A 22409-nucleotide genomic window follows, 5' to 3' on the forward strand; every position below is an offset into this window, starting at 1 on the left:
GGCGCTGATTACACTTTTTCCCTGTTTTGTTGCGCAGGAATACCGGCATGTTAACTGGCCTCAACCATCTGACGCTTGCAGTCCGCGACGTCAACCGCAGCTTCGATTTTTATAGCAACCTGTTGGGTTTTGTCCCACATGCTCGCTGGCAAACTGGCGCCTACCTGTCTCTGGGGGAGCTGTGGCTGTGTTTGTCATGGGACGACGCGCGAGCCGTAAATTCAGCGAAGGATTACACCCATTACGCGTTCAGCGTGGCACCGGCAGATTTCGCCAAGGTTGCTTCGCGGCTGCGCCAGGCTGGGGTTGATGAGTGGAAAACTAACCGTAGCGAGGGGGAATCGCTGTACTTTCTTGACCCGGACGGACACCAATTGGAAATTCACGGCGGCGACCTGGCCAGTCGGTTGGCGGCGTGCCGCGCAGCGCCCTATCAGGGAATGGAGTTTTTCTAAGCGATGCGGGTGGCGCAAACTTGGGCACGCCACCCGGCAGAAAGTTTGATTAACGCTCGGGGATAAAACCTTTGAAATCCAGCGCCGGGCTGAGATCGTCATCGTCGATTACGCTATCGCCACGCGCGCTTTGCGCCAGGCTTTTCAATAATGCAGTCTGCTGACGCTGCTGCTCGGCAATTTCCTGCAGCAGACGGACCTGTTCATTGGCACGCACACTGGCACGATTCACCAGGAACCAGACCCATAATCCCACCAACAGCGCCAGCGCCGCGAGGGCCAGCGAAAGCAGGCTATTCGAACCAAAACCTAAATCGTACATGGACAACCCTATCTACTGCTAAAAACAGGCGCACATCTTAACACTCCGGGTGCGGGCACGAACATCTTGATAGTAAATTGTTATGCACCGCTGCGCATCTCACCAGGGAATGAAACGAGTAACGGAACACACCCCCAACGCAAAGGAGCCTCCCTCATCGCAGTAGCTATCCAGCGCCAGCAGGTAAAAAAACAGACAGGCCGCAAGGAACGCCACTATCACGAGGACTTTTTTTCGCAACAAATTTAGCAGCCTCATTGTTATCTTGATAATCTGTTCGTCATGCTACCACAGCTAACTTAAACGAAGTTTAACCTGTCGTTTAGAAACCGTTTTGACGATGACTTTTCAGATTGTTACCGTTGCAGCCTGCGTCGGCGCGTGGCTATATCGCAACGACGATAAATAAACGGGAGTTATAATGAGTAAGCTGATTAAGGGGTTACTGCTACTGGCAGTGGTGTATGGCGTATTTTTGTTTTCGGGATACGGCGTATTGGTCGGCAGCAACAAGAACGTGGCTGGCCTGGGGTTGCAGTGTAAATATATGACCGCACGCAATGTGGTGATTGCTCAGTATCTGCACGGGGACAACGGCGTCATTGGCGTGGCCGACTGTCCGCTGTTCAAAAAAGTCGAAACGGTGGTGGATTGATCACCACCGCCCGAAACCGTCGCCAGGCGGCGGTTTCCCCCATCAGTTGCGGGTAAACTTCATCTCAATCAGCGCAATCGCTTTTTCGATCGCCCTGCGGGTCACGGGATCGGCACCGGCAGGATGAGTGGAGAAATCGATGCTTTTCAGCTGGCTTGCCATCTTGTCACGCACCTCGGTCGGCGCGATAACGTCGATAACATCCAGAATCTGTTTGATCACCAGTTGGCAGGCAACCAGGTCGGAGGCCAATTCCTGATCGTTGCTCAGCATGTCTGACATAATTACTTTCCTTCTTGATTCAGTCGCCGCACAGAATAGCATGTCACCTGGCGCTTTGCCGCCCCCAGGCCGTTTGCCGCTGAATTTCAACGTTATTGCGCATCGGGTGCCAAAATGCCTGGCCGTATTGGCCTATACTTAAGGTTTAAGCGACGCGCTTACAGGCGCATCCTTCAGCCACACCCCAACAGGAGAAAGTTATGGCAAACCACAATGTGAAATCCTGGGCAACCGTACGTGAAACCTCGGTCGAGATCGCGGAGGCAATTTTTGAGCTGGCAAAAAACGATGAGGTTCTGGCACAAAAAATCTGGGAGGAAGGCAGCGACGAAGCGTTGCAAATGGCTTTCGCCAAAACCAGTGCCGACCAGCTGTACTGGGGCGAAGAAACCGTAGAGCGAAAAAACGTCTAATCCACGCAACTCAGCAATAAAAAGCCCGGGTCACTGCTGCGCCCAGGCTTTTTCGGTTTTCGGTCAACCCCGACTTGGGGTCATGTTGTTCCCTGAAATCACGGCTCTTCACCTCCCACACCTTCCGCATTATTCATTCTCATCACCGGCGTCACCATAAAAGCGGCAACGCCCACAATCACAACCAGAGTAATAATCACTGTCATTAACATGCGATCACCCCTTCAACGCTGAATTGTCACGGCTGACTCTGCTTTGGCGGTTATTTTTTGCGACCAGAACCACTGCGATATCAGCGGTAGCGGGCAACCTCAGATTAGCCGGTTTTCCTTCCGCCTGACAAGCTGCCTGACGATGGTTTTTCCGAATAATTTCGCCTGGGTGACGGCGGTCTTTTTGTCCAGGGCGGCAAGTTGTGTATACTTCAGCGCTATGTAGATCTCACACAGACGCACTGATGATACAAGAACACCACCTCTCATTAGTCTGCGCCCTCAGTAAATGGGTCGAAACTCACCTTGGAAGAGTGATCCATCTTGAAGAGCTGGCCGAATATTCCGGCTACTCCCTGTGGCACATGCAGAAGCTGTTCAAAGAAGCGACCGGGATTTCGCTGGGTAAGTATATTCGCGAACGCAGGTTGGCCGGGGCGGTTTACCAGTTGCGCACCAGTGACGCCTCCATCTTCGACATCGCTCTGGATTTCGGTTTTGGCTCGCAGTCGCATTTCACTTATATGTTCAGAAAGCGCTTCAACATCACGCCTTATGATTTCCGTCAGGATTTAAGCGTCGACCTGCATATCGCCCCGCCGCTGCACGTCATTCATCAAAAAACCGCCTGACTCTCTTTCCCGCCGCCGCTAACGGCGGGCTAATGTGCCCACAGCACCACTAAAATAGCGACCAGCGCGGGCAGCGCCTGTACACGGAGAATCTTGCGGCTCACGGTCAGCCCACCAAACACGCCCGCCACCAGCACACACCCAAGAAAGAACAGTTGCACCGCCGGCTCCTCACGCCAGACGCCCCAGGCTAATCCCGCCGCCAGAAAACCGTTGTATAACCCTTGATTGGCCGCCAGCACCCGCGTGGCGGCAGCAAACTCCGCGGTGGTGGCGAACACTCGCCTGCCGGTAGGCTTCTGCCATAGGAACATTTCCAGGATCAGGATATACAAATGGATCGCTGCAATAAGCAACACCACTATATTAGAAAGAATTATCATTGTTATTAGCAAGGTTAATCAGATGTTGGGTTTTATAAGTATAACCTCACTGAGAATATTGCGAATATATCGACATAAAAAAACCCGCCGTAGCGGGTTTATTGCATAATCATTCAGAGTTAGCTCAGAACAACAACCAGCATGGCTGCGATAGAGATCCAGAACGCCGCCGTTGCAATAACAACATGGGATAATCTTGCACGATAGAGTACTTGGCTCATATTAACCTCACAGGCTTCTGACTAGCGGTAGATAACATCACTTCTTGAAAGTTATCTTAATCCACTGCTCCGACCATTTATTTGCGCAAGATCACTATTTACCAGATAAACTATATCGATGCGAAAACATGGAATTTCGATCACATTAATTTAACGTTAATAGAGCGAAATGAATAAAAATATCCCGTTGTTATAGCACGAAGGTATCAATCATCGCTCCAGGGCAGGCGTGGCGCGGTCATGCGCGGACCGCAATAGCCGACGACATCGGGAAAACGTGAATTCCCCTGCTCCCAATCACGCTGCGCACGGCTAATCTCTTGTTTGCTGTGGCCGACAAAATTCCACCAAATGAGAATCTCTTCGGTTAATGGCAAGCCACCGATTAATAATGCACGACTTCCTTTCTTGGCATGTAACTCGATACGGTTAAGATTTATACCTAAATAGGCGAATTCATCAGGTGAAAATTTTTCATCATTAACCTCAAATGCACCAATAAGGGGCAATAAACCTATTTCAAATTCTTTTCGCAGAGGTAATTGCAAATAACCATCAGCCTGCCATTCCAAATCCATGGCGATTAACGGTGAAAAAGTCGACACCGGTGAACGATATTGTTCGAACTCCCCTACCAGCAAAGTATGCTTCACTTCGTCGTGCAGCCAGCACGGCAAGTCGGGATAATGATCGAAGCGCGGCGCCGTATCGGCATGTTCTGCGGGCAAGGCAATCCACAATTGTGCAGCATGCAGACGCCGTTGCTCACCGGTGGACTGTTCGGTATGCGCTATACCGCGTCCTGCGGTCATCAGATTGACCTGTCCGGGCCGTATCACCTGTTCGCTGCCCAGGCTATCCCGGTGCAGAACTTCCCCTTCAATCATCCAGGTAAAGGTTTGCAGACCGATATGCGGATGTGGGCCAACGTCCATCCCCTGCGAGGAACCGCTGAATACCGACGGGCCTGCATGGTCGAGAAAGCACCATGCGCCCAGCGTACGCCGTTCACGGGTGGGCAAGGCACGGCTTATCGGGATACCACCAACTTCGGCGTTACGTACGGCAATACGTTGGATCTGACGGATGCCGTCAACCACAGGACAATCACGGGAAGAGGATGAATAGGTTGGGCGGGAATTGCTCATGATTAACGCCTCCAGAACGACACACGGGTTGAGTGAGTAGCTGGACGCCAGCTTATCATGAGCAAGCGACCAGAACGCAACCCGGGAGGCAGAAGGCTACGACGCCTTTATATAGCAGCCTTTGATGTCGACCTCATCGCGCGCATGCTTGAGATCGGAAAAGTAAGTCACACCAAAAAGAATCGATACCACTAACAACACGGAAACCAGTAAACCGATAACGGCCAACAGCTTGGTTTCATCGTGGAGATTGTGCTCCATTTTATCTCCTGTATTGAACGACATCACGTCAGCCATAGCGTGACTGAAAGCGTAAAAATGATCAGGGAACAGGACGCTATCGCCAGCACAATGACAGCGAATTGCACGTCTCCCAAAGTTTCACGGTAGTTTTTATCTTGTGAGGTATTACGTTGTTGTTTCACAGAATCTATCTTAACTCATCACGCGTTAACGTTTTTGTGAAGGGTGATTGATAAAAGCCCGCCATTGCGGGTTTGTCAGATTCCGCGCCCAATGCCACTCAGACCTCAAGAGTGGCAAGACGCTATCAACTTTCCTCACCAGGGTCAACACTCCCCCAGAACTGAGATGACCAAGATTACGATGCATTCAAAAGTCTTATTAAGACAATAAAATAATTAGGCTAACTTATGCAAGTAAACATAAAAAAAGCCCGATAACAGATCGGGCCAGGCAGTGTCGTGCTGCTGTGGGTGTTACTGCGGAATACGCAGCACCTGCCCCGGATAGATTTTGTCCGGGCTGGACAGCATTGGCTTGTTCGCTTCGAAAATCTTGTTATACAGATTTGCGTTGCCATACACTTCTTTCGAGACCGCACTCAGGGTGTCGCCCTTCTTCACGGTATAGAAACGGCTTTCCGCGGCGGCTTGTTCAACCGCTACTTTGTCTTCCACGCCGCTGATACCTGCCACGTTACCGATGGCCACCAGGATCTTCTCTTTCAGCTCCTGACTGACCGCATCCCCGGTTACTACGGCTTTACCGTCAACCACCTGCACATCAACCTTATCGATACCCGGCAAGCCGGTTTTATTGAGATGGTCCTTCAGTTTGGCGCTTTGATCTTCGGCTGTCGCATTGCCGGTCACTGTGTCCCACAGTTTCTCGCCCGCTTCTTTGACGAAGTTAAACAAACCCATATTCACTCCTTTCGATGGTTAGCATGTTGCATTGACTTAAGACTTATTAAGCTTAGCACCGCAAGAGGGATATTCAATTGGTCCAACAGTATTAAGCGGTTAGAGTAATCCGAAAGTGCCAACTTTCATTGCCAATCTGTCCTTTTGTGCAGCACCTGACATGAAACAATCGCTGAAATTACCTACAATAAGAGCATGGAAGGATTAGGAGGAAGGATATAAGAAGCGATGTACGCCTTGGTGATGTTTGTCTGTTATCTGGACGGCGGCTGCGCCGATATCGTGGTTGACGTGCTGCGTGACGAACGCCAGTGCCTGATCAGTATGAAAGAACAAAACCTGCGCCACGCCGGCTGCTTCCCGTTTGAAGATTTTATCGATGGCTTTTGGCTACCCGCCAACGAATATGCGCCGATGTAAATCGCCAAAAGACTTTTATACTACTTTCCTCTGAGGAATTTCTGAATTCACCGGAAAGCCGGTATGCCGACGATGCTTTATGCCACTATTTTGCTAAATTGCCTCACCCGAACGATATGGAGATGGCGCGATGCCCGTTTCTACCTTCTCAAACGAACACTACGAAGCCCTGTTACGCGACGTCAGCCTGGTGGTCGGCGGCGCGGTCATTCAACTGATCAATCTCAACAAAAAAGTTTCCGGCAATAATATTCTGGCCCATTTGGTTAACGAGATTGAACATGAAACCAATCAGCAACGCTTTGCTACATTGCGTTCCGCCATCGAAGTGATGGGGCAAGCCCCCAAAGGTTAACAACCCAATAAAAAAGGCAGAGCTTTCGCTCTGCCTGATTACCGTTTTATCCCGACACAGGAAGAGCGCATTATTGTAATTATTGTTATATATCAATACTATGAATATTGACTTGCCCCATAAAATCCATTTAGTGGACATGAGGGTGGACGTATTACTCTTTTTACCACTTACATGCCTATCACCCTAAAACAACCTTACCCCAAGTTTGTCCCACCCTATCTACCATTACTTCATGACCATCCCCGGAGTGACATAATGCCCACATCCAAATCCCATAGTTAACTAACCTAGTTCATCTGTAATGATGTATTCTGTTAAATGTTAATTCCAACACTTGAGTAGTACGCTCTTAACCAGGTAATAATCGATGACTTTTCTGTCGATGTTAAGGTTCTGTTGTAAATCGCCCAATATGCAATGTCGCACACGCCAGTATACGATACAGGATTTGCTGGACCACCAATGGCAAACGGTCTAGTTGATCTGGCTGAAGCAGTGCCAGCTGTATACGGGGCCTCTATATTAGCAGTCGCGCCAGTGATGTCGTTGATAGTTATCCCGGTCGTTGATTGATCTAAAATAAACAATCTAAATGATGAAAAATCAACCTGATCTATCTGCTGCGTCTTTGCAGTAGCATTGGCTGGTGTTGCTGTTGGGTAAGCACCTGAAATTGCAGTAAGCTTGCCTTTTGGCGCTGGGAATCCTGAGTTAGCAACATACATCGATAGCCCTTGTGTGGAATACACCGGGTAATCCACGTTCTGCCCGCTAAATGTCGAAATGAACATAGGCTGGTGTGCGGCATCTGCAAAAGTAGATGACGACCTAGCCACACAGATAAGAGTATGCTGTGGTTGCTGCATTAAAGCAGACTGCATATACGCGGTAGTGCCGGTAAATGACACATAATTACTGCTAATTGTCGGACTTCCGACGACAGATAGATCGCCCGCACCTCTCAATCCATTTTTTTTTGATTGAGCTAGTGTTCCTCCAAGGATATTGTGACCCATCAGGCCATTCATCACAGGCGAGATAATAAAGTCACTATCTACGATAGTGGCGTTTTGATCTACTAGCAATAAAGCCATTTTAAGCCTCTGTTGAGTTAATTTGATATGCAACTGACCAATTTCTTAGGTCATATTTTTTGCCAACTAGATCTGGAATATTTGCGCTAGCATACATCCCAGACCCTGGAAGATATTCATAATCATTAAGGCTTAACCCATTGCTGGAGTCACATACCATCCCATTACCATTGTGATATGTTTTATCAGCGTATCTGATAATCAAGTCACCAACAGGCTCCCTTGACAATTCAATGTGCACAGTAGAAAGGCCAACTAACCTAACTGAATTTATGCTAATTACGGTATCTGTCCCTGAAATTCTGTCAATTGCAGTAAATCCATAATCAGAATAATTTGTTGCAGTATTTATAACGTATGGATCAGCTATCCTCAGGGGAGGTTCGGGAACATGCATGGCTATAAGTACATCAGTACCTCTATACACGGAAGTTAACGCCTGGAGTGGTTTGAAATCCTGTCTAAGGAATATTACTCTAAACATTATTTCAGCAATTTTCTCACCTAACCACCTATAACCATTTGAGTCTAAATGTCCATTCTTGTCGGTATATGGGTAATAACCTCCAACTAGGAATACATGGTCCAATTCATTAGCCATTTCAATTTGTGCCATGCCTATTGCCATGTCATGCGTATCGACAGTAAAAGAAGCTCCAGTTTGAACCATGAAAATACCAGACAGGCGGTCATCTCCTGGAATAGTAATTCTATCTGACTGCATATCTTCAAATAGTGACTCGGTACTAGCCTTAAAAACACTCTTAGTATTGAATGGGTAATCGTTTTCTCCCTGAATGTAAATAAATGCCCCCACCTGGTAAGAATTCCCTGCCGAAGATGCTATAGAGCTAACGCCTGACTCAGCATCAATATATCGTTGATATATATTAGGTGATGCACCTTTGCTAAGCTGAGCAACGTTCCTACCACCAACGCCTGCCGCACTAGCAATGAAAATCTTACTTGGATCAGAGCTTTTTATAACGTAATCAAGATACCTCCGGCGCAATGAATTTAAAGCAGACTCCCCAGGAGTTTCACCATAAGCGATAGTACCCGGAGCTAATGATGATACTTGCGATGCTGTTAGCGTTGCCCCTGAAGCATCGCAACACGTTGCAATGAGAGGATTTAAAGTTGAGCCGCCACGCGGGGTAAATGTTGCGGCGGTCGGTGAGGCTGGCATCACAGAATCACCAAACATTTTGTTATCGAATGGTTGCGTAATACTGATTGCTGGCCATCCCTCAGTGCCATTTTGAAGCGATTGCCCATAAAGAATTACGTGAATCAACTCAGCCAAAAAGGAAATTACGTTTACCGATCTAGAGTTAACGAAAGATCTGCTTTGAGCACCAACAACTTCCATTTCTTGTGATGTCGTAGAAATCCAATTTTCCTGACCTGGGTCTGATGGTGTTGATATCTCCTTGCAGCGACCATACTTGTCTGCATAAAAAACACCATCGTCTCCTGGTACGGTTTGAGATTCTATTGCTACTGCTTGCGTAGAAATATTACCATTTTGCAATACTGGCACATCGCTCTTTCTTGCAACCTCAACGCTTCTACCAAATTTATCAGAAACGCTTAGGACACCGTCATCGAGCCGCATGACTCTAAATGCCGAGGTGGTTAACTCGCCATCAGTAATATCTACAGATGGCTGTCCTTTTTCATTAACAACCGCAAAATCAACTTTTGCAGTATTGCTTTTAACCAATCCGGTTACTTGATTAACTGCATCATTTATTGCTTCTGTTGACGGGTAGCTTTTACCAGTGTAAGTGGCAACTCCAGCTTCGTTTTTATACTGGTCTACAAAATCAATGTTTGTAGATCCTGTGACATTGAACAGTGCATCCAGCGGAATTGTACCGGCTGTTATGGCTGCCTGAGCTGCATCAACAGATGGATACACATTAGAGGCAATGCTGGCGTTATGCGCTGATTCTGCTGCACTACTGGCTGATAATCCAGCCGCTAATTCAGAGCTGGCAGCATTTGCTGCTGACTCTACTGAAGCATTCTTATTCTCGTTGGCAGACAAGGCTGATTGTGCAGCTTCTTCAGCACTCGATTTTGCCTGTTCTGAAAAATCCTCGGCTTGCTTTGTATACTCCGCGAAACCCTTGGCTTCTGCGGCAGCAACCTCAGCCATGGAGGCATATTTTTTGGCGCTTGCGGTTTCTGATGCTGACATATTTTGATTTATCCAAAATAAAAAAGGCGCTTTTGCGCCTTGTTGATTATTGTTTTTTTCACCACTCTATGATTACAACACCTGCCTTGCCGCTGCCTCCTGCATATATGGTGTTGGTGAAGGCTGAATCATATGCACCTCCTCCTCCAGCTCCATAAGAACGGGCAGATATACCACCACCCGAGCCTGCGCGACCTCCTCCGCCAAAATAAGATGAGCCACCGTTGCCGGTCAGCCTTGCAGTTGCGTTTTGTCCGTCACTGCCATCACCACCGAATATGTTAATATTCCCTCCGGTTGCGGCCCCTCCACCGCCGCCAGCCGTGTTAACTGAACTGGCAAACCCACCGCCAGAGCCTCCAGTAGCCTGACAGAAAGCCCCAAATGATGATGCCCCCCCGTTCATTCCCACTGTTGGCCCATTAACTCCAGCCCCTCCTGCGCCAATCGTAATGGGTATTACTGAGCCAGGAATAACTGTATACACGCCAATTGCCGTTCCCCCCGCGCCTCCACCTGATCCTGAAAATGTATCTGATGTTGTTGCTGCCTGGCAGCCGACCCCCCCGCCTCCACCTGCAGTGCATGTCACTTTCACTGATGTGACATTTTGAGGTACCAAAAACGATCCTGAAGACGTATAGGTTGCCATTCCGCTGGAGGGCGAATAGCTGCTCATATTCGTGCCATCGCAGTGAATCTGGATCACTGATTTTGGGTAAGAGGGTACGCCGACCGCGCCGACTGCTGTTGTTGTACAGACAACGCTAAATGCGCCAGCAGTCTTGTTATCAATAATCCAGTCTTTCAGCCACGGAGGGAAATACAGATATAAGTTCGAGGTCAGAGTCCCACTGATAACAATTCGGTCTTTCGACGCCTGCAGCGTCGTCAGGGTGGTATTCGCTGAATTCATGGTAATGGATGTATCACCATACCCAGCCAAAGGTACCCAACCCGTTGCAGTTGCTGTAGACACCTCTGGATTATTAATATTAGCTTCCGTGAGGTTTATCCACACACCGCTGTATGTACTATTAGGGATTATTGCACCCTTTGGATATCCAGTAATAGATGTAGAGAATGCGGAGTTATATGGATAACTCATCCCCGCATCCTGCCACTGCTGCTTTTGAGTAATGGCATAAAGAATGCCATTCATATCCTTTCCTTTAGGTGGCTTACCACCTGCACTAATCGGGGTCATAGTTAATGGAGGGAATCCACTATCAAAAGTAGCGTCACCATCGGCTAGCGTAGTTCCTGTGGAATCTACAGGAATGCTATTTTTATTACCATTAACAGAGAATGCCTTTGTCGTGCGAGAAGGGATGTCTGAGGAATTCATTTTATACCTGCTGTTCAATGTTTACGGTGACACCGGCCGGGAATGGCAATGCTCCAGAGCTTTGGACAATTGCCAATTCTACCGTTGAAAGTTGAAACTCAAAAACATAAGTCATCACCATATCTCCGTCATTTCGGACATATGCCTTTCCGCTACTTCCAAACATATACATCAGCATCCTATTCATGCTTGGAATGGTGCAATCAGTAATATTTGCCATTGCCTTGAGCATTATTAACTTTCTGTATGCATCATTTGTCAGGGAAACGGTGGATGTTTGTTGCTCCCCGGTATAAAACGGAGCCTGGTCGAAGGGTTGAGGGTCATCGATTACTGGGGTGATGTTAGTTGCTTCATCATAGCCAAAAAACTTTTCACTAGGGGTTACTGTTAGTAATCTACTGACAACAACGATTTTTCCCCAGACATCCAACCCATATGTATCGGCGGTTTCTATATTCCATATAACATCGTAGAAATCATCTAAAAACTTACCTGTATCCATCGTCGTGTTGAATGTTTCGATTATGCTTCTAAGCTTCGGACTTCCTGCGTATTGAGCAAGGATTGTATCTGCTGGACTATCCATCATGCCACCAACTCAACATCTATATTTGTTGCGTCAATTGTGGGTATTTGGTCAATTCCGAATTCGACGGAAGAAGTGTATGTAGTTCCATCCTTGGATATAGTGATGCCTAGTATGTTTATGTTTGATTGGTCGATAGACTGAACGCCAGAATAGTACCTACCGGCAAATATCTTTGACCCTATCCTGGCCCTAGTACCACCATCATCACCGTTGAATGAGTTGATTATTGCTTGCTGTACTAACGCAGAGATATTTGACGGTAGCGAATCGTTACTTTCTATTTCAACTTTGAAATGTACGCTTACGGCTGTTGGTGTAACCCACTTAATTGTGTATTCGGGGTATGGATAAACATAGTTTTCGTCGTCCTGAACAACAAAGGTGGTTGTTCCATTCATGTTGACGCCAGGAGGGGCGGAGTTGAATATTGCAGTCCCTACTCCGCTAGCCGAACCGCCGTACACCGCTACGTAAATTGAATGGGCTAATACACTGTAGTTTGTTACGCCCTTATTCACTGCAGATCCGGTCTTATTGTCGGTAACGTAAGCATCTGACACGCCATCCACAGCCAGAACAGCGGCATATACTGAAGCCAAGGTATTCCTTGCGTTCTTTGCCACCGACTGTTTGCGGCGATATTCAAAATTAGCCCGCCCCTCCACGTCATTTCCTAACACCCCGGCCGCCAGGTTGGTAATGCTAGACCACCCAATCACGGCTCTGTAGATGGTGTTTAATGCACCGATTGGGCATGCAACGGGACCTTCAGTTTGATTCTGGAAGACAATATCTATCGACCCTGATGCCGGTATCGTTGCAGGCGCTAGTGAGTAGTAGAGGTACCCGTTAGAATCTTGTGCGATGCTGTTGGCCGGTATAATTGCCCCCACCTGTCCCTCACAGGTACCGGTGACAAGTGTTCCAGTTGCAGCAATACGGTCGATAAAATAGATCCGCGCGATACCATCTTGGTAGCGACCGTAGGTGTAATCTGGGTTAATTAGGTTTGTTATCTTTGCCAGCTCATCATTCTTTGCTGCAATGATGGCCGTGTCACTCATCGCAATCTGCCCTTGAGGCGTGGTCAGACTGGTGCTCATGCCGCCGCCCATTGCTGTATCCAGATCGCTCAAGCGGCCATTAAGTATGTCCAGCTCATCGGGAATGGCTAAGCCGGTTTCGGTGATCGTCACCGCAGGTACGGCGGTTGTTACTACTACTGAATCAGCCATGAGTGCCTCAGAGTTGAATGGTGCTTTCTACGTTATTCGTATCGGTGATGACCATGACGCCAGAAGCCTTGCGGTCTGACTGGCCAATAACAATTGAGCAGGTTGCTGATTGGACGTATGGGAGCTTTTTGGCTTCGGTTTGCAGCTTGGTGTTCACGTACTGAGTGCCAGGCCAGTGGCCAAGAATCTTCTCGTAGTACGGTAGTCCGAGTGTAGTGTCATACCAGCATTCACCTGAAAAGGTGCTGCAGGTTGTGGCTACGTCTTGCGCCACCGCGTAGGGGTTTTCTGTCTGCGCAATGTTGCCAAAGTCGTCAAGCTGCAAATCCCAGGTGTCAGTGTTCAGAAGCATCGACTTCGTGATCATGTTTTCTCCGGGCATAAAAAAACCCGCCGAAGCGGGTTGGTTGTGAGGTATAAAATGCAGCGGGACTGATCAAACATCAGGGTTCACAGTGCACCTAATCTGTTGCATCATTTCGTGCCCAAACAAGCGGATTTTCTTTATGGCATCCATAAGCACGGAAGAAAGATTAATCATAGAAAATATGTTCCCCAAAAACACCTGTGCGGAAGACTTCTCAATCATCAATAAAACCATCTTAGAGGCTAAGGGGAAAAGGGGGATTTACCGTGAAGTTGTCAAGCACGGGCCTAACCTGCATGCATTAAAAAGTTTCATTATCGATGCCACTGGACTTAACCAGAAATCTTCAGGAATTCTGGCAAGTATACTGTGGAGTCTTGTTAGGCCAGTTATTGAAAGAGATAGGCAATCAAGTATAGGCATCATTACTGGAACGTGGTTATACGAAAGCTTCCTGTGCAAACATCCAAACCACGCAAATTACACTGGTAAGGTGTTCCACATTAAAAAGGGCATGAAAACTGGCTGGTTCGGAAGAATCCACCCTGGTCAGCTAGTAGGATGTAGTTGCCACACAAAGCCAGTTTTCGCATTTTAAACCAACCAAAGGGTGGATTGTCTCAATTCAATTTTCCTGCACTTTCCAATCTTGAGTATGATGGGATGAACTTTTTCGGATTTATGGTGCAGTCATTTAACATCGCGTCCGGAGTTACTGGGGATGAATAGAACCTTGCGTCATCTTGGTTTTCATAGAAGTACCTAACATACCCAGTTATTTCTTTCTTGCTTAATAGAAGTGCAACACCAAATTTAGACGCATTCTCCACCATCCTGTCATATGCCGAGGTGTCTGTTGTGTATCTCCCTGTCTTAGCCAGAACCTCTTCAGGTGGTATGGATGGGTCTATATACAAAGTTCCGGCACTAGCCGCATACATCAAAAATGCACCCTGGTTGTAGCATGCTGAATACACCTTATCTTGCGGCGGCAGGTGATTTACCTTGCTTTCTTGGGAGTGAGCAAGGATCGGTATAGAGCTAATAATTAACGAAGCAATAAATACACGCGCGTTGTTCATTTCTACTCCGGAGTAGATGTTGTGTCTCCACCTGATTCTACACCACCATGAACATGCGTATCCACGATAACCCCAGTCACTAGCTCCAGACGACCATCTGGATGAATAGTAACGCCATTTAGATTTATACCTGAAGGGGAAATGATGTTGATTTTATCTGCAAATTCAACGTACTGAGTTGGAGTGCCATTGAGAACTCCACCCAAATAAATTGCATCCGCATAACTATGCGCCCGGTTAGAGTTAGGGAGTGCTGGTGATTTTGTGCTTTTCACGGTGCTGATGTCGCGATCGCACATAGCAATTAATCCAATATCACCGATCACAGGCTTCATGATAACAGCACTATTTCCTCGCTGTAGTCTCCATACCGGTGCGCCAAATATGGTTCCCCTCTCAATCTTTTCGCCGCCACCACTAAATCCATGGAGCATCGGCTGAACATCAACAGAACTGCCAGACTCAGAAACTCCTAAAACCAGGCCAAGGCTTATAAATGCATGTTTCATGAGAAACTGTCTCATTATGAAGTCTTGCGAGTTTGCTTCTGTGAGCATGTCCTGAGGGCGGACAGTAAATAGATTTTTCATTATTGTCTCACCGTATCTAACTCTCCCATGGCGGCATGAACTATTGTCATCCAAGGGCCACCTTCAGTCCAAGATGATAGATAATGAACCGCACCAACAACTACATATGAACCGCTAGCATTTGGGATTGAGGTTTTCAGCTTAACCCTGCGGCCTCTAGTTATAAGGTTGCTATAGACGCACTGGAAGGTAACTCCATAATTGTTAAATATAGGGTATCCAATCAATCCATTTTCAGGTGAGACATATGGAACTACAGCATCAACATCTCCATTTTGCGGCCAGATATAGATAATCCCAAGCCTTATATCAATTTCAATACCAGCATCTTGAGCGCATTTGGTTATCTGCTCAATGGCATTCCCGGAGTAAAATGGATTTTCAACAGTATCCATTACCCCTGAATCAACAACCGTATAATCTATTGATTTAGATATTGATTTAATAACATCCGAAACCAGTACCACTCCCTTCACAAAGAAATCCTTGCACCTGACGGACTGATCGAAACCGGTAGCATTGGCACTAATCATGAGTGGAGCATCTGGCATCTGGTTCATGTCTGCATAGCAACTCATGATTGCACCAAAGAAAATAGGCTTATCATCTGCCCATATCTTTACCATGTTTTGTGCGGGGCCATTTATTTGAATCCCCTTGTAGCTTAGGAGGGCCATTTTCTCTTCGCTAAGTCCGTAAACGCGCGCCTCAAGCGTTGTGCCAGAAACTCCACCAAAAGCACCAACTTCAATTTCAGCCTTGATGTTATCTATGGTTAAAATATCATTCCCATTTTCATCAAATTTCCCGCTTTTTAGCGTAAACTGAAATTTTAGGCTCCGCTTTTTGTACGTCATTGTGCAGACTCCATTTCTTCTTTTGTAGCATAAAAGAGCCGGAACCTCGTACCTAGTTCGTCGAATGCCGGATCTGCATCTCCTACTGTGTCAGCAAAGAACAGCTCCCCCTGTAGTCCGAGGTGCGCGTACCTAACTAACTTATTGCAGTTCAAACAGATCACGCCTTGAACAATCCAGAGGCCATTCAAAGCTACGTCTATAAACAAACCTGTGGTTCTCTGCACTAAGCGGATCTGGCAAGACTGCCCCCCAATGGTGGCATTAACCTGCTGGGCCTTTATAGGTTTTAGGGTGATCTCCTGCATTATGATAACCCCTTAACAAGCTCTGCAACCGCATCTGATAGTTTATTAATGGATGATGTGGCAGCACCATTTACAGCCCCAGTGACGCCACTGGTAGCCCCGGCAACAGCTGAACTGACTGATGATGCCACTTTAGTTGCAGCGCTAGATATTGATCCTTTCAATCCAGACAGTGCGCCCTTCACATCCGACAGCGTCACACCAGAAGCAGATGAGTTTCCTACAATAGTTCTGCCATTTGCGCTACGCACATCAAAAATAGGAACTTCTCCTGGGTTATTCCCTGTGGCGCTAGTTAGGACTACTTCGGACTCTTGTAGAATTGCTTGGAATATCGCCTCTACAGTGAGTAGCGTCACAGCCTTTTCTGATGTTTGATAGTTAAACCTGATTAGGTCATAGCTTTCATACGTTGTGTCAGGGGTCTCTATGTCATACAACTGAGCGCTGCTCACCATTTCATCTAGCGCAGCGAGCATGTCAGACCTGCTCGTAAGTGAAAAGTTTGTCAAGTTTGGTAGGCCGCCACTGAACCCAGACCATCCCTCAAGGGTGAAAACCACCCGAATAACTGGCGGCCGCTTTACTTTGTTGTACGAGCTATATGACCCTTTCTCTATGGGTGCGGATACAACAGAAGCATCCGCGCCATACTCGATGCCAATAAATGACGATGGGTTTAGCGCCCGCAATACTCCACCAGAGGTATAAATCCCATACCCTGGAGAAAGAGTGCCATTCAGGATAGAAAGAAGTCCGCCGCCATTGATGGCACTTAATAGGGTTGTTTCATTAAGAGAGAACGACATGATCACCCCTGTCCTGATAAAGATGGTGTCAACCTACTATTTCTGCCGACGCTACGCTGTACATCTTGAGCAAGGGCCTGCTGATTATTTGCCGATGTTACAAACTCTGCCTTTGCAATATGGATATCTGTTTTATTGGCAGGGACGCCGCCATAGCTGCCAGAATTGCGCTGCATGGTGGCCCTAGAACCAACTTGTATCCCTCGCATAATCTCATCATCACTGACATATCCTTTTCCGTTCTCATGGCTAATAATTCCCTTCAACAAGCTGAATATCGTCGACATGTCAGAGCTTGCCAATGACTCATGAGCGCCTTTCCCGGTAGCTTTAACGAGGGAGTTGATGTATGCCATCACATTATTATTGTCGCTGGCGGGAGCGTATTTATTGACAATTTCTGAAATGGTGTCTGTGCCGCGCTGGAAGTAGAGCTGGATCTGTTTATAGAGGGCTGAGACTCCTTCAGTCATGGAGTTGAAAACAGCAAATCTACCATTTGGTCCAGACTCCTTCGTTGCGCCGCTTTGTTTGGCATAGTTGAGGTTGCCAGGGTTATTATTTCTAATGCCTCGAGGTGCGTTTGAAGACTGTGCTCGCTGCTCTACCTCATCATCCTGCCCATAACCATCAGCTCTAGGCAGGTTTATTCCAATTTTTTCCTTCACCCAATCATGAAACATCTTTCCGTAACTATCAGCACCCTCCATTCCAGGAAGGTTATTCAAGGTGTTTGCAACAGGGTTATCGGTAAGCCACGCATATTTCTTCTCAAGAACTTCTGCGTACTTTTGCAGCTCAACCAACCCAGCAATGAGACTGACTCTCGACAGAGCTATCAGCGCACCTTTCACGCCACCAATTGCGGATATCATGCCAAGTAGCCACTTACCGCCAATGAATATCAACAGACCTTCCATGACGTTCTGCCAGCCTCCTGCCGCCTCAGCTACCTTGTTTATGGTGTCAGCTGTATCTCTGAAAAATCTTTCAATTTCTGGTCCATGTGTGGTTATCCACACACCAAAACTTTCTATGAGAGGAATCAGTTTTTCTATGTAAGGAATTAACGCCTCAAACAACACCTGTGCGGCGGCAGAAAAATTCTGCTTCATCTCAACGAGTCTACGGTTGAATTTCGATGCCTTATCAGTAGCTTCTTCACTAGCCTTGGATATTTTTGCAAACCGGTCAGCGTCCGATACTAAGTTGCCATTAGAAAGCGCTAACTGAGTGGAGTTATCGAACCCAAACATGCTTGCATATCTACGCTTTAAGTCATCATTTTTCAATCGCCCCCAGTTCTGGGCAATCTTGCGCATTATGGATTCTGAATTGTCGTTCTTATAATCAAAGCTTGTACCGGTTGCTCCTGAAAAAGCACTCAAGGCTATCATTAGCGGGTTATCTTTCCCCCCGCCAGTTCTAACCTCTGTCAGCATCCCTTGAAACCCTGCCAAGGTTCCCTGCATCTTCTCTGCACTTGAACCTGCAGCCTCTGCAGCTCGGCTCCAACCGTCCAGCGACTTGGCCGACATATCCAGTGCTTTAGAGTTAATGCCAAGCTGCTGCAGGCTATTAGCCGTACTCGTGATAAAGTTTTTAATGCCATTAGCCGAAAGCGTTACGCCAACCAGCGCCAGCAATTCAGTGCGGATTGAACCAAAGAAAGAGGCCGCTCTTTTACCTGCGGCCTCCATATCCTTTGCTGTCTGCTCTGAGTTTTTACGGGTCTTATCGAGGCTCTCTTTGGTCTCTTCCTGCCCTTTTTTAAATCCTGATGCATCCAGGCCAAGAGTGACCACCAAAGCATCAATAATAGTCGCCATTAGCGCTCACTCCGCTTGTTAATGAGGTATTGGTTGTAGTTATGGACTGTGATCACCTCTAGAAATTTCCACAGGTCTTCAAGCCCATAAATCGTGTCCAGCTCATAGAGTTTCGCCAGCCCAAGATCACTGGATATAACCGTGAATATGGTCTTGGGTATGTTCACGCTTTCAACTAGCGTGTCGCCGCCCTCTGGCATTATTGTGGGAAGGTCTAACGGGCGACGTTTTGCAAAAAATCCACATGTAGCTTGAACACTTCCGCCCTTAGCTTAAGTCGAGTCATAACCTCTTCAGTGTCAGTCTCGATAAGTGGCCGCTCCACCTTCTTGTCTGCAGGGTTAGGCACTGACTGCACGCAAGCCATCAGTTCCTCCAACAATGGCTTTGCTTCCTCTGCTGGAATTTTAGCAACCAGACTTAGTCCGGTTGTTGCCATTGCCGCCATGCCCATATCAGAGAAGTTTTCAGGCAACTCTACTCCGTTTCGCGCCATTGCCAATCCTGCACGGATAGCCCACCATTCAGCCTGGGAAGCTGACATTTCAAGGATGTGGTACATCTTCCCTTCATCGCGCCCTTTGGTGCCAGAGACGGTGTAATAGATTTCTTTACGGGCCATGGTAATCCTTAAGAACTAAATGGTTCAGCTGTGACGTTTTCCCAGTCGATCTGGAATGTAATGGCTTGCAGAACACGCTGCGCATCTGGCATCGCCTTACTTCTCACCAACACCCCATTAGATAGTGTGAATTTAGCCTGCATCCCTGGGATGATGATCGTCGCGTTGCACCGAAAAACAGCAATTGCCGTGCGGGATGTCTTCATCCATGTTTGGACCATGTCGTAACTATCACTGTCTGGCATGATGGTTACCGTTTGCAGATATTGCCCAAACACGAAACCAGCTGATAGCTTCCCGTCCGCACCACGAACAGTCTGTGCAAATTCGGTGTCACCCATTGCGAACATGGCGTCAGCAGCATATCCCTGCAAGTTCTGAGCTGTAGGGAACAGGTTTGTTACTGAAAGTGCGAATGTGGAGTCGGCACTTGTAATAGTCTTTGCCATTTTCTATAGCTCCTATTGCACTTCAATTGATGCAAGGGTGAGTTTCTGCAGGCTGCCGCCGTCACAGTAGTAGAAGGTCATGCTCGGTGATTTCCGCGCCGCTCGCTGCTCTGGTGTCGCATCTGCGATAAACAGATACCAACCCTTAGCCTGGAGAGTCGAAGAAATATCCACGCCAACAGCGTTCTGAATTTGCGACTTCTGAGAACCAGATAGAGTGATACCGGTGCGAATACCGCCGAATGCAACGCCCTGCGCGATGGTGTCGGCAAAGGAAGCCTCTACTGCAGCCTTCATGGCGTTGTTGTATGGATATGAACGGTTAGCCTGGAACATCTCGATCGCGTCTTGCATCAGGTTGGCGTTCAGCCAAATCTGGAAGCAGAATGAATCAAGCCACTTGAAATCGCCGGTTATAGTGCCATCAGCCCAGTATTTAGTGCTGTAGTTGTTCGCGCTGTACGCGCCATAGAAGTTGTAACCATTGGCGATTAGTACATCATAGGTGCTTGAGTCACTTACCTGAGCCAGCAATCCATCCAGCGAACGGAATTTAAATGGCACGCGGCCTTCAGCTCTGTCGAAATCAAGCGAGGCTGCGTAGCCCAGCACTGATGCAGCATGGACCTGATAGCCGTAAACCGGCACTGTTTGCCCGTAACTGTAAGTGGTTATCAGCGCATAAGTCAGGTTGTCCGTGCTGTCCTGTACAATCGCATTAGCGCTAAGGTCATGGGCGACATAACCGAAACGATAGTTCTGAGCGCTTGCCCATGCTGCAAAGGCAAGATGCTGTGGCTGATCGCAAGTGAATGTGGTGGTGAAGAGTGCGAAGCTTTGATTAACTGCAAGAATTGCCTGCATTACATCGGAAGCCACCGCAGTATCAGAGCCCTGTGATAATACAGCCCCTGAAGCAGCGGTTAGTCTGAGCCCAGCGGAAAGAGTGCCGGTAGCGTAGGTAATGGTGCTGCTATCACCATCTGTAGCAGATGAGATGATGAAAGCCTTGGTGTTGGTATCCCAAACTACGTTCACGCTAGAGCCAATGCCTGTTTTGATCAGCGTTGCGGCATTGTCGAAACTAGTTGCTGCACTAAGAGAAATACTTGTAGATGTTACCGGGGTTCCGTCTACGGTCAGGATTATTGTGCCGGTCAGCAACTTCAGTTGTGCCAGGGTTACATCGGCCATTGAAGCAGAACGCAGGAAGGCGGAAATGTCTTCCGTGTTGAACTGTGAATACAGCAAATTTCCGGGCTGCTTGGTTGAGCCCTTATAGCCCGCAAAGTAGATGGTCGCCATTGCTGCTTCCTGTGATGCGCTACCAAAATATTTGGCCACGTCTTCATCAGAGGAAAATGATAAAACCGATCCAACCGGTGCATAAGCGCTGTCGGTCAAAATCAGCCCGTTCAAATCAAGCGCCGTGCCGCCTGCTGCAAGCACGCCCGGATTGATACGAACGTCTTTGGTAATAGGAATTGCCATTTATGCATTCTCCGGTGGGAATTTTGTGTCGACCTCTACAAGGCCGATGTCGATGATGTCCATGAATTGCATTGGTGTGGTGATTGCGGCGTTAACCTGAGCTGAGAAATCTAACGTCCAGCGCGATTCATATTGCTGTTCTCCGTTGATCATCGTTGTCTGGTGAGGTTCGCCGGAGTAAAGCGGCCTAATGTCATAGCCCATGGTTTTAAATTGCTCTACTGCGAATTCAGAGCGGACCATGGTTGCGACGATAAGCGAGTTTGATTGAGCTGTTTCACCGTAGAAGTCGAGTTGGCAGCGCCACACGTTAGTGCGCGTTGTTTGCTGGGTCCCGCCAGTGACCGTCCCTGGATCGGTGTATGAATATCGGTTGGTCGACAGTCCATTCACTCCCAACGGAGTCATTGTGCAGAAATCACCGCCTGGCATCGGCACTCGGTTTTCTTGCGCCAGCACCACTTCAGTGCTTATTAAGGACAATAAAAAACCGCGCAAGGCGGTTGTGATGTCGTCATCTGAAATGCTGATAGAGGCAGCCATTATGTTTGCCTCTGCAGGTTAACCACGAACTTGCACCAGTCTGGCCACTCTTCAAGCGGTTGGACAATCAGCCACTCTTCGCCGTTGACGATTAGCAGATCGCCGCCCTGCTGTTTAGGCCGGTTGACGCCATTGAAGTTTCCGTTAACGTAGGCGGCCTTTACGACACCCTGAAGGTTTAACCCATCGATATGCATCAGGTCTTTGTAACTGAGAGCCTGCAGCTGCACAGAGACGTCTGTGACTGAATAAGAAGGTTCCCGCTTGCCAGACGGCAATGTGGTGCTTCCAGTGCTGATTTTTATCTGCGCCGGTACGAA

General features: G+C 47.7%; 31 protein-coding genes. 7 read left to right on the plus strand and 24 right to left on the minus strand.

Annotated features, from left to right (window positions below):
• Positions 1–47 precede the first annotated feature (47 nt).
• Positions 48–455 (plus strand): fosfomycin resistance glutathione transferase, encoded by a 408-nt coding sequence (fos, locus tag M495_RS13960; protein ID WP_020827310.1) that lies wholly within the window; start codon positions 48–50, stop codon positions 453–455.
• A 49-nt stretch (positions 456–504) separates the two neighbouring features.
• Here the strand turns inward: fos and M495_RS13965 are convergent, their stop codons facing one another.
• Both M495_RS13965 and M495_RS25040 read right to left on the minus strand, forming a co-directional pair.
• The gene (locus M495_RS13965) at positions 505–777 is read right to left on the minus strand and encodes a YebO family protein (RefSeq protein ID WP_020827311.1); all 273 of its coding nucleotides are present in this window, start codon (positions 775–777) and stop codon (positions 505–507) included.
• Positions 778–876: 99 nt separating this feature from the next.
• Complete coding sequence (locus tag M495_RS25040) at positions 877–1035, minus strand: PhoP/PhoQ regulator MgrB (RefSeq protein WP_044551945.1); 159 nt, start codon at positions 1033–1035, stop codon at positions 877–879.
• A gap of 163 nt (positions 1036–1198) precedes the next feature.
• On the opposite strand from M495_RS25040, the gene M495_RS13970 reads away from it, so the two are divergent.
• The gene (locus M495_RS13970; protein ID WP_020827312.1) at positions 1199–1432 is read left to right on the plus strand and encodes a YobH family protein; all 234 of its coding nucleotides are present in this window, start codon (positions 1199–1201) and stop codon (positions 1430–1432) included.
• Positions 1433–1474: 42 nt separating this feature from the next.
• On the opposite strand, the gene M495_RS13975 is transcribed toward M495_RS13970, so the two are convergent.
• On the minus strand, positions 1475–1714 hold the full coding sequence (locus M495_RS13975; protein ID WP_004945684.1) for a DUF2766 family protein: 240 nt from the start codon (positions 1712–1714) through the stop codon (positions 1475–1477).
• Between the two features lie 200 nt (positions 1715–1914).
• Between M495_RS13975 and M495_RS13980 the strand changes: the two genes are divergently transcribed.
• Together M495_RS13980 and M495_RS13990 are read left to right on the plus strand one after the other, a co-directional pair.
• Positions 1915–2127 carry a YccJ family protein gene (locus M495_RS13980; protein WP_012145555.1) on the plus strand — a complete coding sequence of 71 codons (213 nt, stop codon included), beginning with the start codon at positions 1915–1917 and terminating at the stop codon, positions 2125–2127.
• Positions 2128–2584: 457 nt separating this feature from the next.
• Complete coding sequence (locus tag M495_RS13990; protein WP_041414657.1) at positions 2585–2971, plus strand: helix-turn-helix domain-containing protein; 387 nt, start codon at positions 2585–2587, stop codon at positions 2969–2971.
• Between the two features lie 29 nt (positions 2972–3000).
• On the opposite strand, the gene M495_RS13995 is transcribed toward M495_RS13990, so the two are convergent.
• From M495_RS13995 to lysM, 4 genes are all read right to left on the minus strand, one after another.
• The gene (locus tag M495_RS13995; RefSeq protein WP_041414659.1) at positions 3001–3354 is read right to left on the minus strand and encodes a DUF1304 domain-containing protein; all 354 of its coding nucleotides are present in this window, start codon (positions 3352–3354) and stop codon (positions 3001–3003) included.
• Positions 3355–3781: 427 nt separating this feature from the next.
• Positions 3782–4723, minus strand: a complete 942-nt coding sequence (locus M495_RS14000) for a pirin family protein (RefSeq protein WP_020827316.1) — start codon at positions 4721–4723, stop codon at positions 3782–3784.
• 96 nt (positions 4724–4819) lie between these two features.
• Positions 4820–4984 (minus strand): hypothetical protein, encoded by a 165-nt coding sequence (locus tag M495_RS25830; protein WP_020827317.1) that lies wholly within the window; start codon positions 4982–4984, stop codon positions 4820–4822.
• Between the two features lie 458 nt (positions 4985–5442).
• A complete protein-coding gene (gene lysM / locus M495_RS14005; RefSeq protein ID WP_020827318.1) occupies positions 5443–5889 on the minus strand; it encodes a peptidoglycan-binding protein LysM in 447 nt (148 codons plus the stop codon).
• A gap of 228 nt (positions 5890–6117) precedes the next feature.
• On the opposite strand from lysM, the gene M495_RS14010 reads away from it, so the two are divergent.
• On the plus strand, positions 6118–6309 hold the full coding sequence (locus tag M495_RS14010) for a YdfD/YebW family protein (protein WP_012145560.1): 192 nt from the start codon (positions 6118–6120) through the stop codon (positions 6307–6309).
• Positions 6310–6439: 130 nt separating this feature from the next.
• Positions 6440–6664 (plus strand): biofilm development regulator YmgB/AriR family protein, encoded by a 225-nt coding sequence (locus M495_RS14015; protein ID WP_020827319.1) that lies wholly within the window; start codon positions 6440–6442, stop codon positions 6662–6664.
• A 317-nt stretch (positions 6665–6981) separates the two neighbouring features.
• Here M495_RS14015 and M495_RS14020 read toward each other — a convergent pair whose 3' ends face one another.
• The 6 genes from M495_RS14020 to M495_RS14045 are packed head-to-tail and all read right to left on the minus strand — an operon-like array spanning position 6982 to position 13509.
• Positions 6982–7761 (minus strand): hypothetical protein, encoded by a 780-nt coding sequence (locus M495_RS14020; RefSeq protein WP_041414661.1) that lies wholly within the window; start codon positions 7759–7761, stop codon positions 6982–6984.
• 1 nt (position 7762) lies between these two features.
• The gene (locus M495_RS24675; protein WP_144079316.1) at positions 7763–9967 is read right to left on the minus strand and encodes a hypothetical protein; all 2205 of its coding nucleotides are present in this window, start codon (positions 9965–9967) and stop codon (positions 7763–7765) included.
• A 58-nt stretch (positions 9968–10025) separates the two neighbouring features.
• Entirely contained in the window at positions 10026–11315 is a 1290-nt protein-coding gene (locus tag M495_RS25045; protein WP_041414663.1) for a glycine-rich domain-containing protein, read from the minus strand.
• Between the two features lies 1 nt (position 11316).
• Positions 11317–11904 carry a DUF2612 domain-containing protein gene (locus tag M495_RS14035; RefSeq protein WP_041415446.1) on the minus strand — a complete coding sequence of 196 codons (588 nt, stop codon included), beginning with the start codon at positions 11902–11904 and terminating at the stop codon, positions 11317–11319.
• Positions 11904–13142 (minus strand): baseplate J/gp47 family protein, encoded by a 1239-nt coding sequence (locus M495_RS14040; RefSeq protein WP_020827323.1) that lies wholly within the window; start codon positions 13140–13142, stop codon positions 11904–11906. Before M495_RS14040 ends, M495_RS14035 begins: the two co-directional genes overlap by 1 nt.
• A gap of 7 nt (positions 13143–13149) precedes the next feature.
• Positions 13150–13509, minus strand: coding sequence for a hypothetical protein (locus M495_RS14045; protein WP_020827324.1), 360 nt, complete (start codon positions 13507–13509; stop codon positions 13150–13152).
• A gap of 139 nt (positions 13510–13648) precedes the next feature.
• Between M495_RS14045 and M495_RS14050 the strand changes: the two genes are divergently transcribed.
• Entirely contained in the window at positions 13649–14107 is a 459-nt protein-coding gene (locus M495_RS14050) for a hypothetical protein (protein ID WP_020827325.1), read from the plus strand.
• A 22-nt stretch (positions 14108–14129) separates the two neighbouring features.
• Here M495_RS14050 and M495_RS14055 read toward each other — a convergent pair whose 3' ends face one another.
• From M495_RS14055 to M495_RS26040, 11 genes are all read right to left on the minus strand, one after another.
• A complete protein-coding gene (locus tag M495_RS14055; protein ID WP_020827326.1) occupies positions 14130–14591 on the minus strand; it encodes a hypothetical protein in 462 nt (153 codons plus the stop codon).
• Positions 14592–14593: 2 nt separating this feature from the next.
• Positions 14594–15181 (minus strand): hypothetical protein, encoded by a 588-nt coding sequence (locus tag M495_RS14060; protein WP_020827327.1) that lies wholly within the window; start codon positions 15179–15181, stop codon positions 14594–14596.
• Positions 15181–16038: a baseplate hub protein gene (locus tag M495_RS14065; RefSeq protein WP_020827328.1), complete on the minus strand. Its 858-nt coding sequence runs from the start codon at positions 16036–16038 to the stop codon at positions 15181–15183. The genes M495_RS14060 and M495_RS14065 overlap by 1 nt, the downstream gene beginning before the upstream one ends.
• Positions 16035–16346 (minus strand): phage baseplate plug family protein, encoded by a 312-nt coding sequence (locus tag M495_RS14070; RefSeq protein WP_020827329.1) that lies wholly within the window; start codon positions 16344–16346, stop codon positions 16035–16037. The genes M495_RS14065 and M495_RS14070 overlap by 4 nt, the downstream gene beginning before the upstream one ends.
• The gene (locus M495_RS14075) at positions 16346–17155 is read right to left on the minus strand and encodes a hypothetical protein (RefSeq protein ID WP_020827330.1); all 810 of its coding nucleotides are present in this window, start codon (positions 17153–17155) and stop codon (positions 16346–16348) included. Before M495_RS14075 ends, M495_RS14070 begins: the two co-directional genes overlap by 1 nt.
• A gap of 2 nt (positions 17156–17157) precedes the next feature.
• Positions 17158–18984 (minus strand): hypothetical protein, encoded by a 1827-nt coding sequence (locus tag M495_RS14080; protein WP_020827331.1) that lies wholly within the window; start codon positions 18982–18984, stop codon positions 17158–17160.
• A gap of 214 nt (positions 18985–19198) precedes the next feature.
• Complete coding sequence (locus tag M495_RS14090) at positions 19199–19606, minus strand: hypothetical protein (RefSeq protein ID WP_020827333.1); 408 nt, start codon at positions 19604–19606, stop codon at positions 19199–19201.
• Positions 19607–19614: 8 nt separating this feature from the next.
• Positions 19615–20055, minus strand: coding sequence for a phage tail fiber protein (locus tag M495_RS14095; protein WP_020827334.1), 441 nt, complete (start codon positions 20053–20055; stop codon positions 19615–19617).
• A 12-nt stretch (positions 20056–20067) separates the two neighbouring features.
• On the minus strand, positions 20068–21546 hold the full coding sequence (locus M495_RS14100) for a DUF3383 domain-containing protein (RefSeq protein WP_020827335.1): 1479 nt from the start codon (positions 21544–21546) through the stop codon (positions 20068–20070).
• A complete protein-coding gene (locus tag M495_RS14105) occupies positions 21547–22089 on the minus strand; it encodes a phage neck terminator protein (protein WP_020827336.1) in 543 nt (180 codons plus the stop codon).
• Positions 22089–22319, minus strand: a complete 231-nt coding sequence (locus tag M495_RS26040) for a hypothetical protein (protein WP_236615012.1) — start codon at positions 22317–22319, stop codon at positions 22089–22091. Before M495_RS26040 ends, M495_RS14105 begins: the two co-directional genes overlap by 1 nt.
• Positions 22320–22409 lie beyond the last annotated feature (90 nt).

Origin of the sequence: Serratia liquefaciens ATCC 27592, from assembly GCF_000422085.1 — a bacterium.
GTDB classification, from domain to species: domain Bacteria; phylum Pseudomonadota; class Gammaproteobacteria; order Enterobacterales; family Enterobacteriaceae; genus Serratia; species Serratia liquefaciens.

Coding starts and splice junctions, on each gene's coding strand:
- M495_RS14060 (WP_020827327.1), bottom strand. CDS start 15,181: ATGAAAAATCTATTTACTGTCCGCCCTCAGGACATGCTCACAGAAGCA.
- lysM (WP_020827318.1), bottom strand. CDS start 5,889: ATGGGTTTGTTTAACTTCGTCAAAGAAGCGGGCGAGAAACTGTGGGAC.
- M495_RS14070 (WP_020827329.1), bottom strand. CDS start 16,346: ATGCAGGAGATCACCCTAAAACCTATAAAGGCCCAGCAGGTTAATGCC.
- M495_RS14105 (WP_020827336.1), bottom strand. CDS start 22,089: ATGGCTGCCTCTATCAGCATTTCAGATGACGACATCACAACCGCCTTG.
- M495_RS25045 (WP_041414663.1), bottom strand. CDS start 11,315: ATGAATTCCTCAGACATCCCTTCTCGCACGACAAAGGCATTCTCTGTT.
- M495_RS14090 (WP_020827333.1), bottom strand. CDS start 19,606: ATGGCCCGTAAAGAAATCTATTACACCGTCTCTGGCACCAAAGGGCGC.
- M495_RS13965 (WP_020827311.1), bottom strand. CDS start 777: ATGTACGATTTAGGTTTTGGTTCGAATAGCCTGCTTTCGCTGGCCCTC.
- M495_RS24675 (WP_144079316.1), bottom strand. CDS start 9,967: ATGTCAGCATCAGAAACCGCAAGCGCCAAAAAATATGCCTCCATGGCT.
- M495_RS13970 (WP_020827312.1), top strand. CDS start 1,199: ATGAGTAAGCTGATTAAGGGGTTACTGCTACTGGCAGTGGTGTATGGC.
- M495_RS14015 (WP_020827319.1), top strand. CDS start 6,440: ATGCCCGTTTCTACCTTCTCAAACGAACACTACGAAGCCCTGTTACGC.
- M495_RS14075 (WP_020827330.1), bottom strand. CDS start 17,155: ATGTCGTTCTCTCTTAATGAAACAACCCTATTAAGTGCCATCAATGGC.
- M495_RS14035 (WP_041415446.1), bottom strand. CDS start 11,904: ATGGATAGTCCAGCAGATACAATCCTTGCTCAATACGCAGGAAGTCCG.
- M495_RS13975 (WP_004945684.1), bottom strand. CDS start 1,714: ATGTCAGACATGCTGAGCAACGATCAGGAATTGGCCTCCGACCTGGTT.
- M495_RS25040 (WP_044551945.1), bottom strand. CDS start 1,035: ATGAGGCTGCTAAATTTGTTGCGAAAAAAAGTCCTCGTGATAGTGGCG.
- M495_RS14040 (WP_020827323.1), bottom strand. CDS start 13,142: ATGGCTGATTCAGTAGTAGTAACAACCGCCGTACCTGCGGTGACGATC.
- M495_RS14050 (WP_020827325.1), top strand. CDS start 13,649: ATGGCATCCATAAGCACGGAAGAAAGATTAATCATAGAAAATATGTTC.
- M495_RS14100 (WP_020827335.1), bottom strand. CDS start 21,546: ATGGCAATTCCTATTACCAAAGACGTTCGTATCAATCCGGGCGTGCTT.
- M495_RS14010 (WP_012145560.1), top strand. CDS start 6,118: ATGTACGCCTTGGTGATGTTTGTCTGTTATCTGGACGGCGGCTGCGCC.
- M495_RS14045 (WP_020827324.1), bottom strand. CDS start 13,509: ATGATCACGAAGTCGATGCTTCTGAACACTGACACCTGGGATTTGCAG.
- M495_RS13990 (WP_041414657.1), top strand. CDS start 2,585: ATGATACAAGAACACCACCTCTCATTAGTCTGCGCCCTCAGTAAATGG.
- fos (WP_020827310.1), top strand. CDS start 48: ATGTTAACTGGCCTCAACCATCTGACGCTTGCAGTCCGCGACGTCAAC.
- M495_RS25830 (WP_020827317.1), bottom strand. CDS start 4,984: ATGGAGCACAATCTCCACGATGAAACCAAGCTGTTGGCCGTTATCGGT.
- M495_RS14055 (WP_020827326.1), bottom strand. CDS start 14,591: ATGAACAACGCGCGTGTATTTATTGCTTCGTTAATTATTAGCTCTATA.
- M495_RS14095 (WP_020827334.1), bottom strand. CDS start 20,055: ATGGCAAAGACTATTACAAGTGCCGACTCCACATTCGCACTTTCAGTA.
- M495_RS14020 (WP_041414661.1), bottom strand. CDS start 7,761: ATGGCTTTATTGCTAGTAGATCAAAACGCCACTATCGTAGATAGTGAC.
- M495_RS14065 (WP_020827328.1), bottom strand. CDS start 16,038: ATGACGTACAAAAAGCGGAGCCTAAAATTTCAGTTTACGCTAAAAAGC.
- M495_RS13995 (WP_041414659.1), bottom strand. CDS start 3,354: ATGATAATTCTTTCTAATATAGTGGTGTTGCTTATTGCAGCGATCCAT.
- M495_RS14000 (WP_020827316.1), bottom strand. CDS start 4,723: ATGAGCAATTCCCGCCCAACCTATTCATCCTCTTCCCGTGATTGTCCT.
- M495_RS13980 (WP_012145555.1), top strand. CDS start 1,915: ATGGCAAACCACAATGTGAAATCCTGGGCAACCGTACGTGAAACCTCG.
- M495_RS14080 (WP_020827331.1), bottom strand. CDS start 18,984: ATGGCGACTATTATTGATGCTTTGGTGGTCACTCTTGGCCTGGATGCA.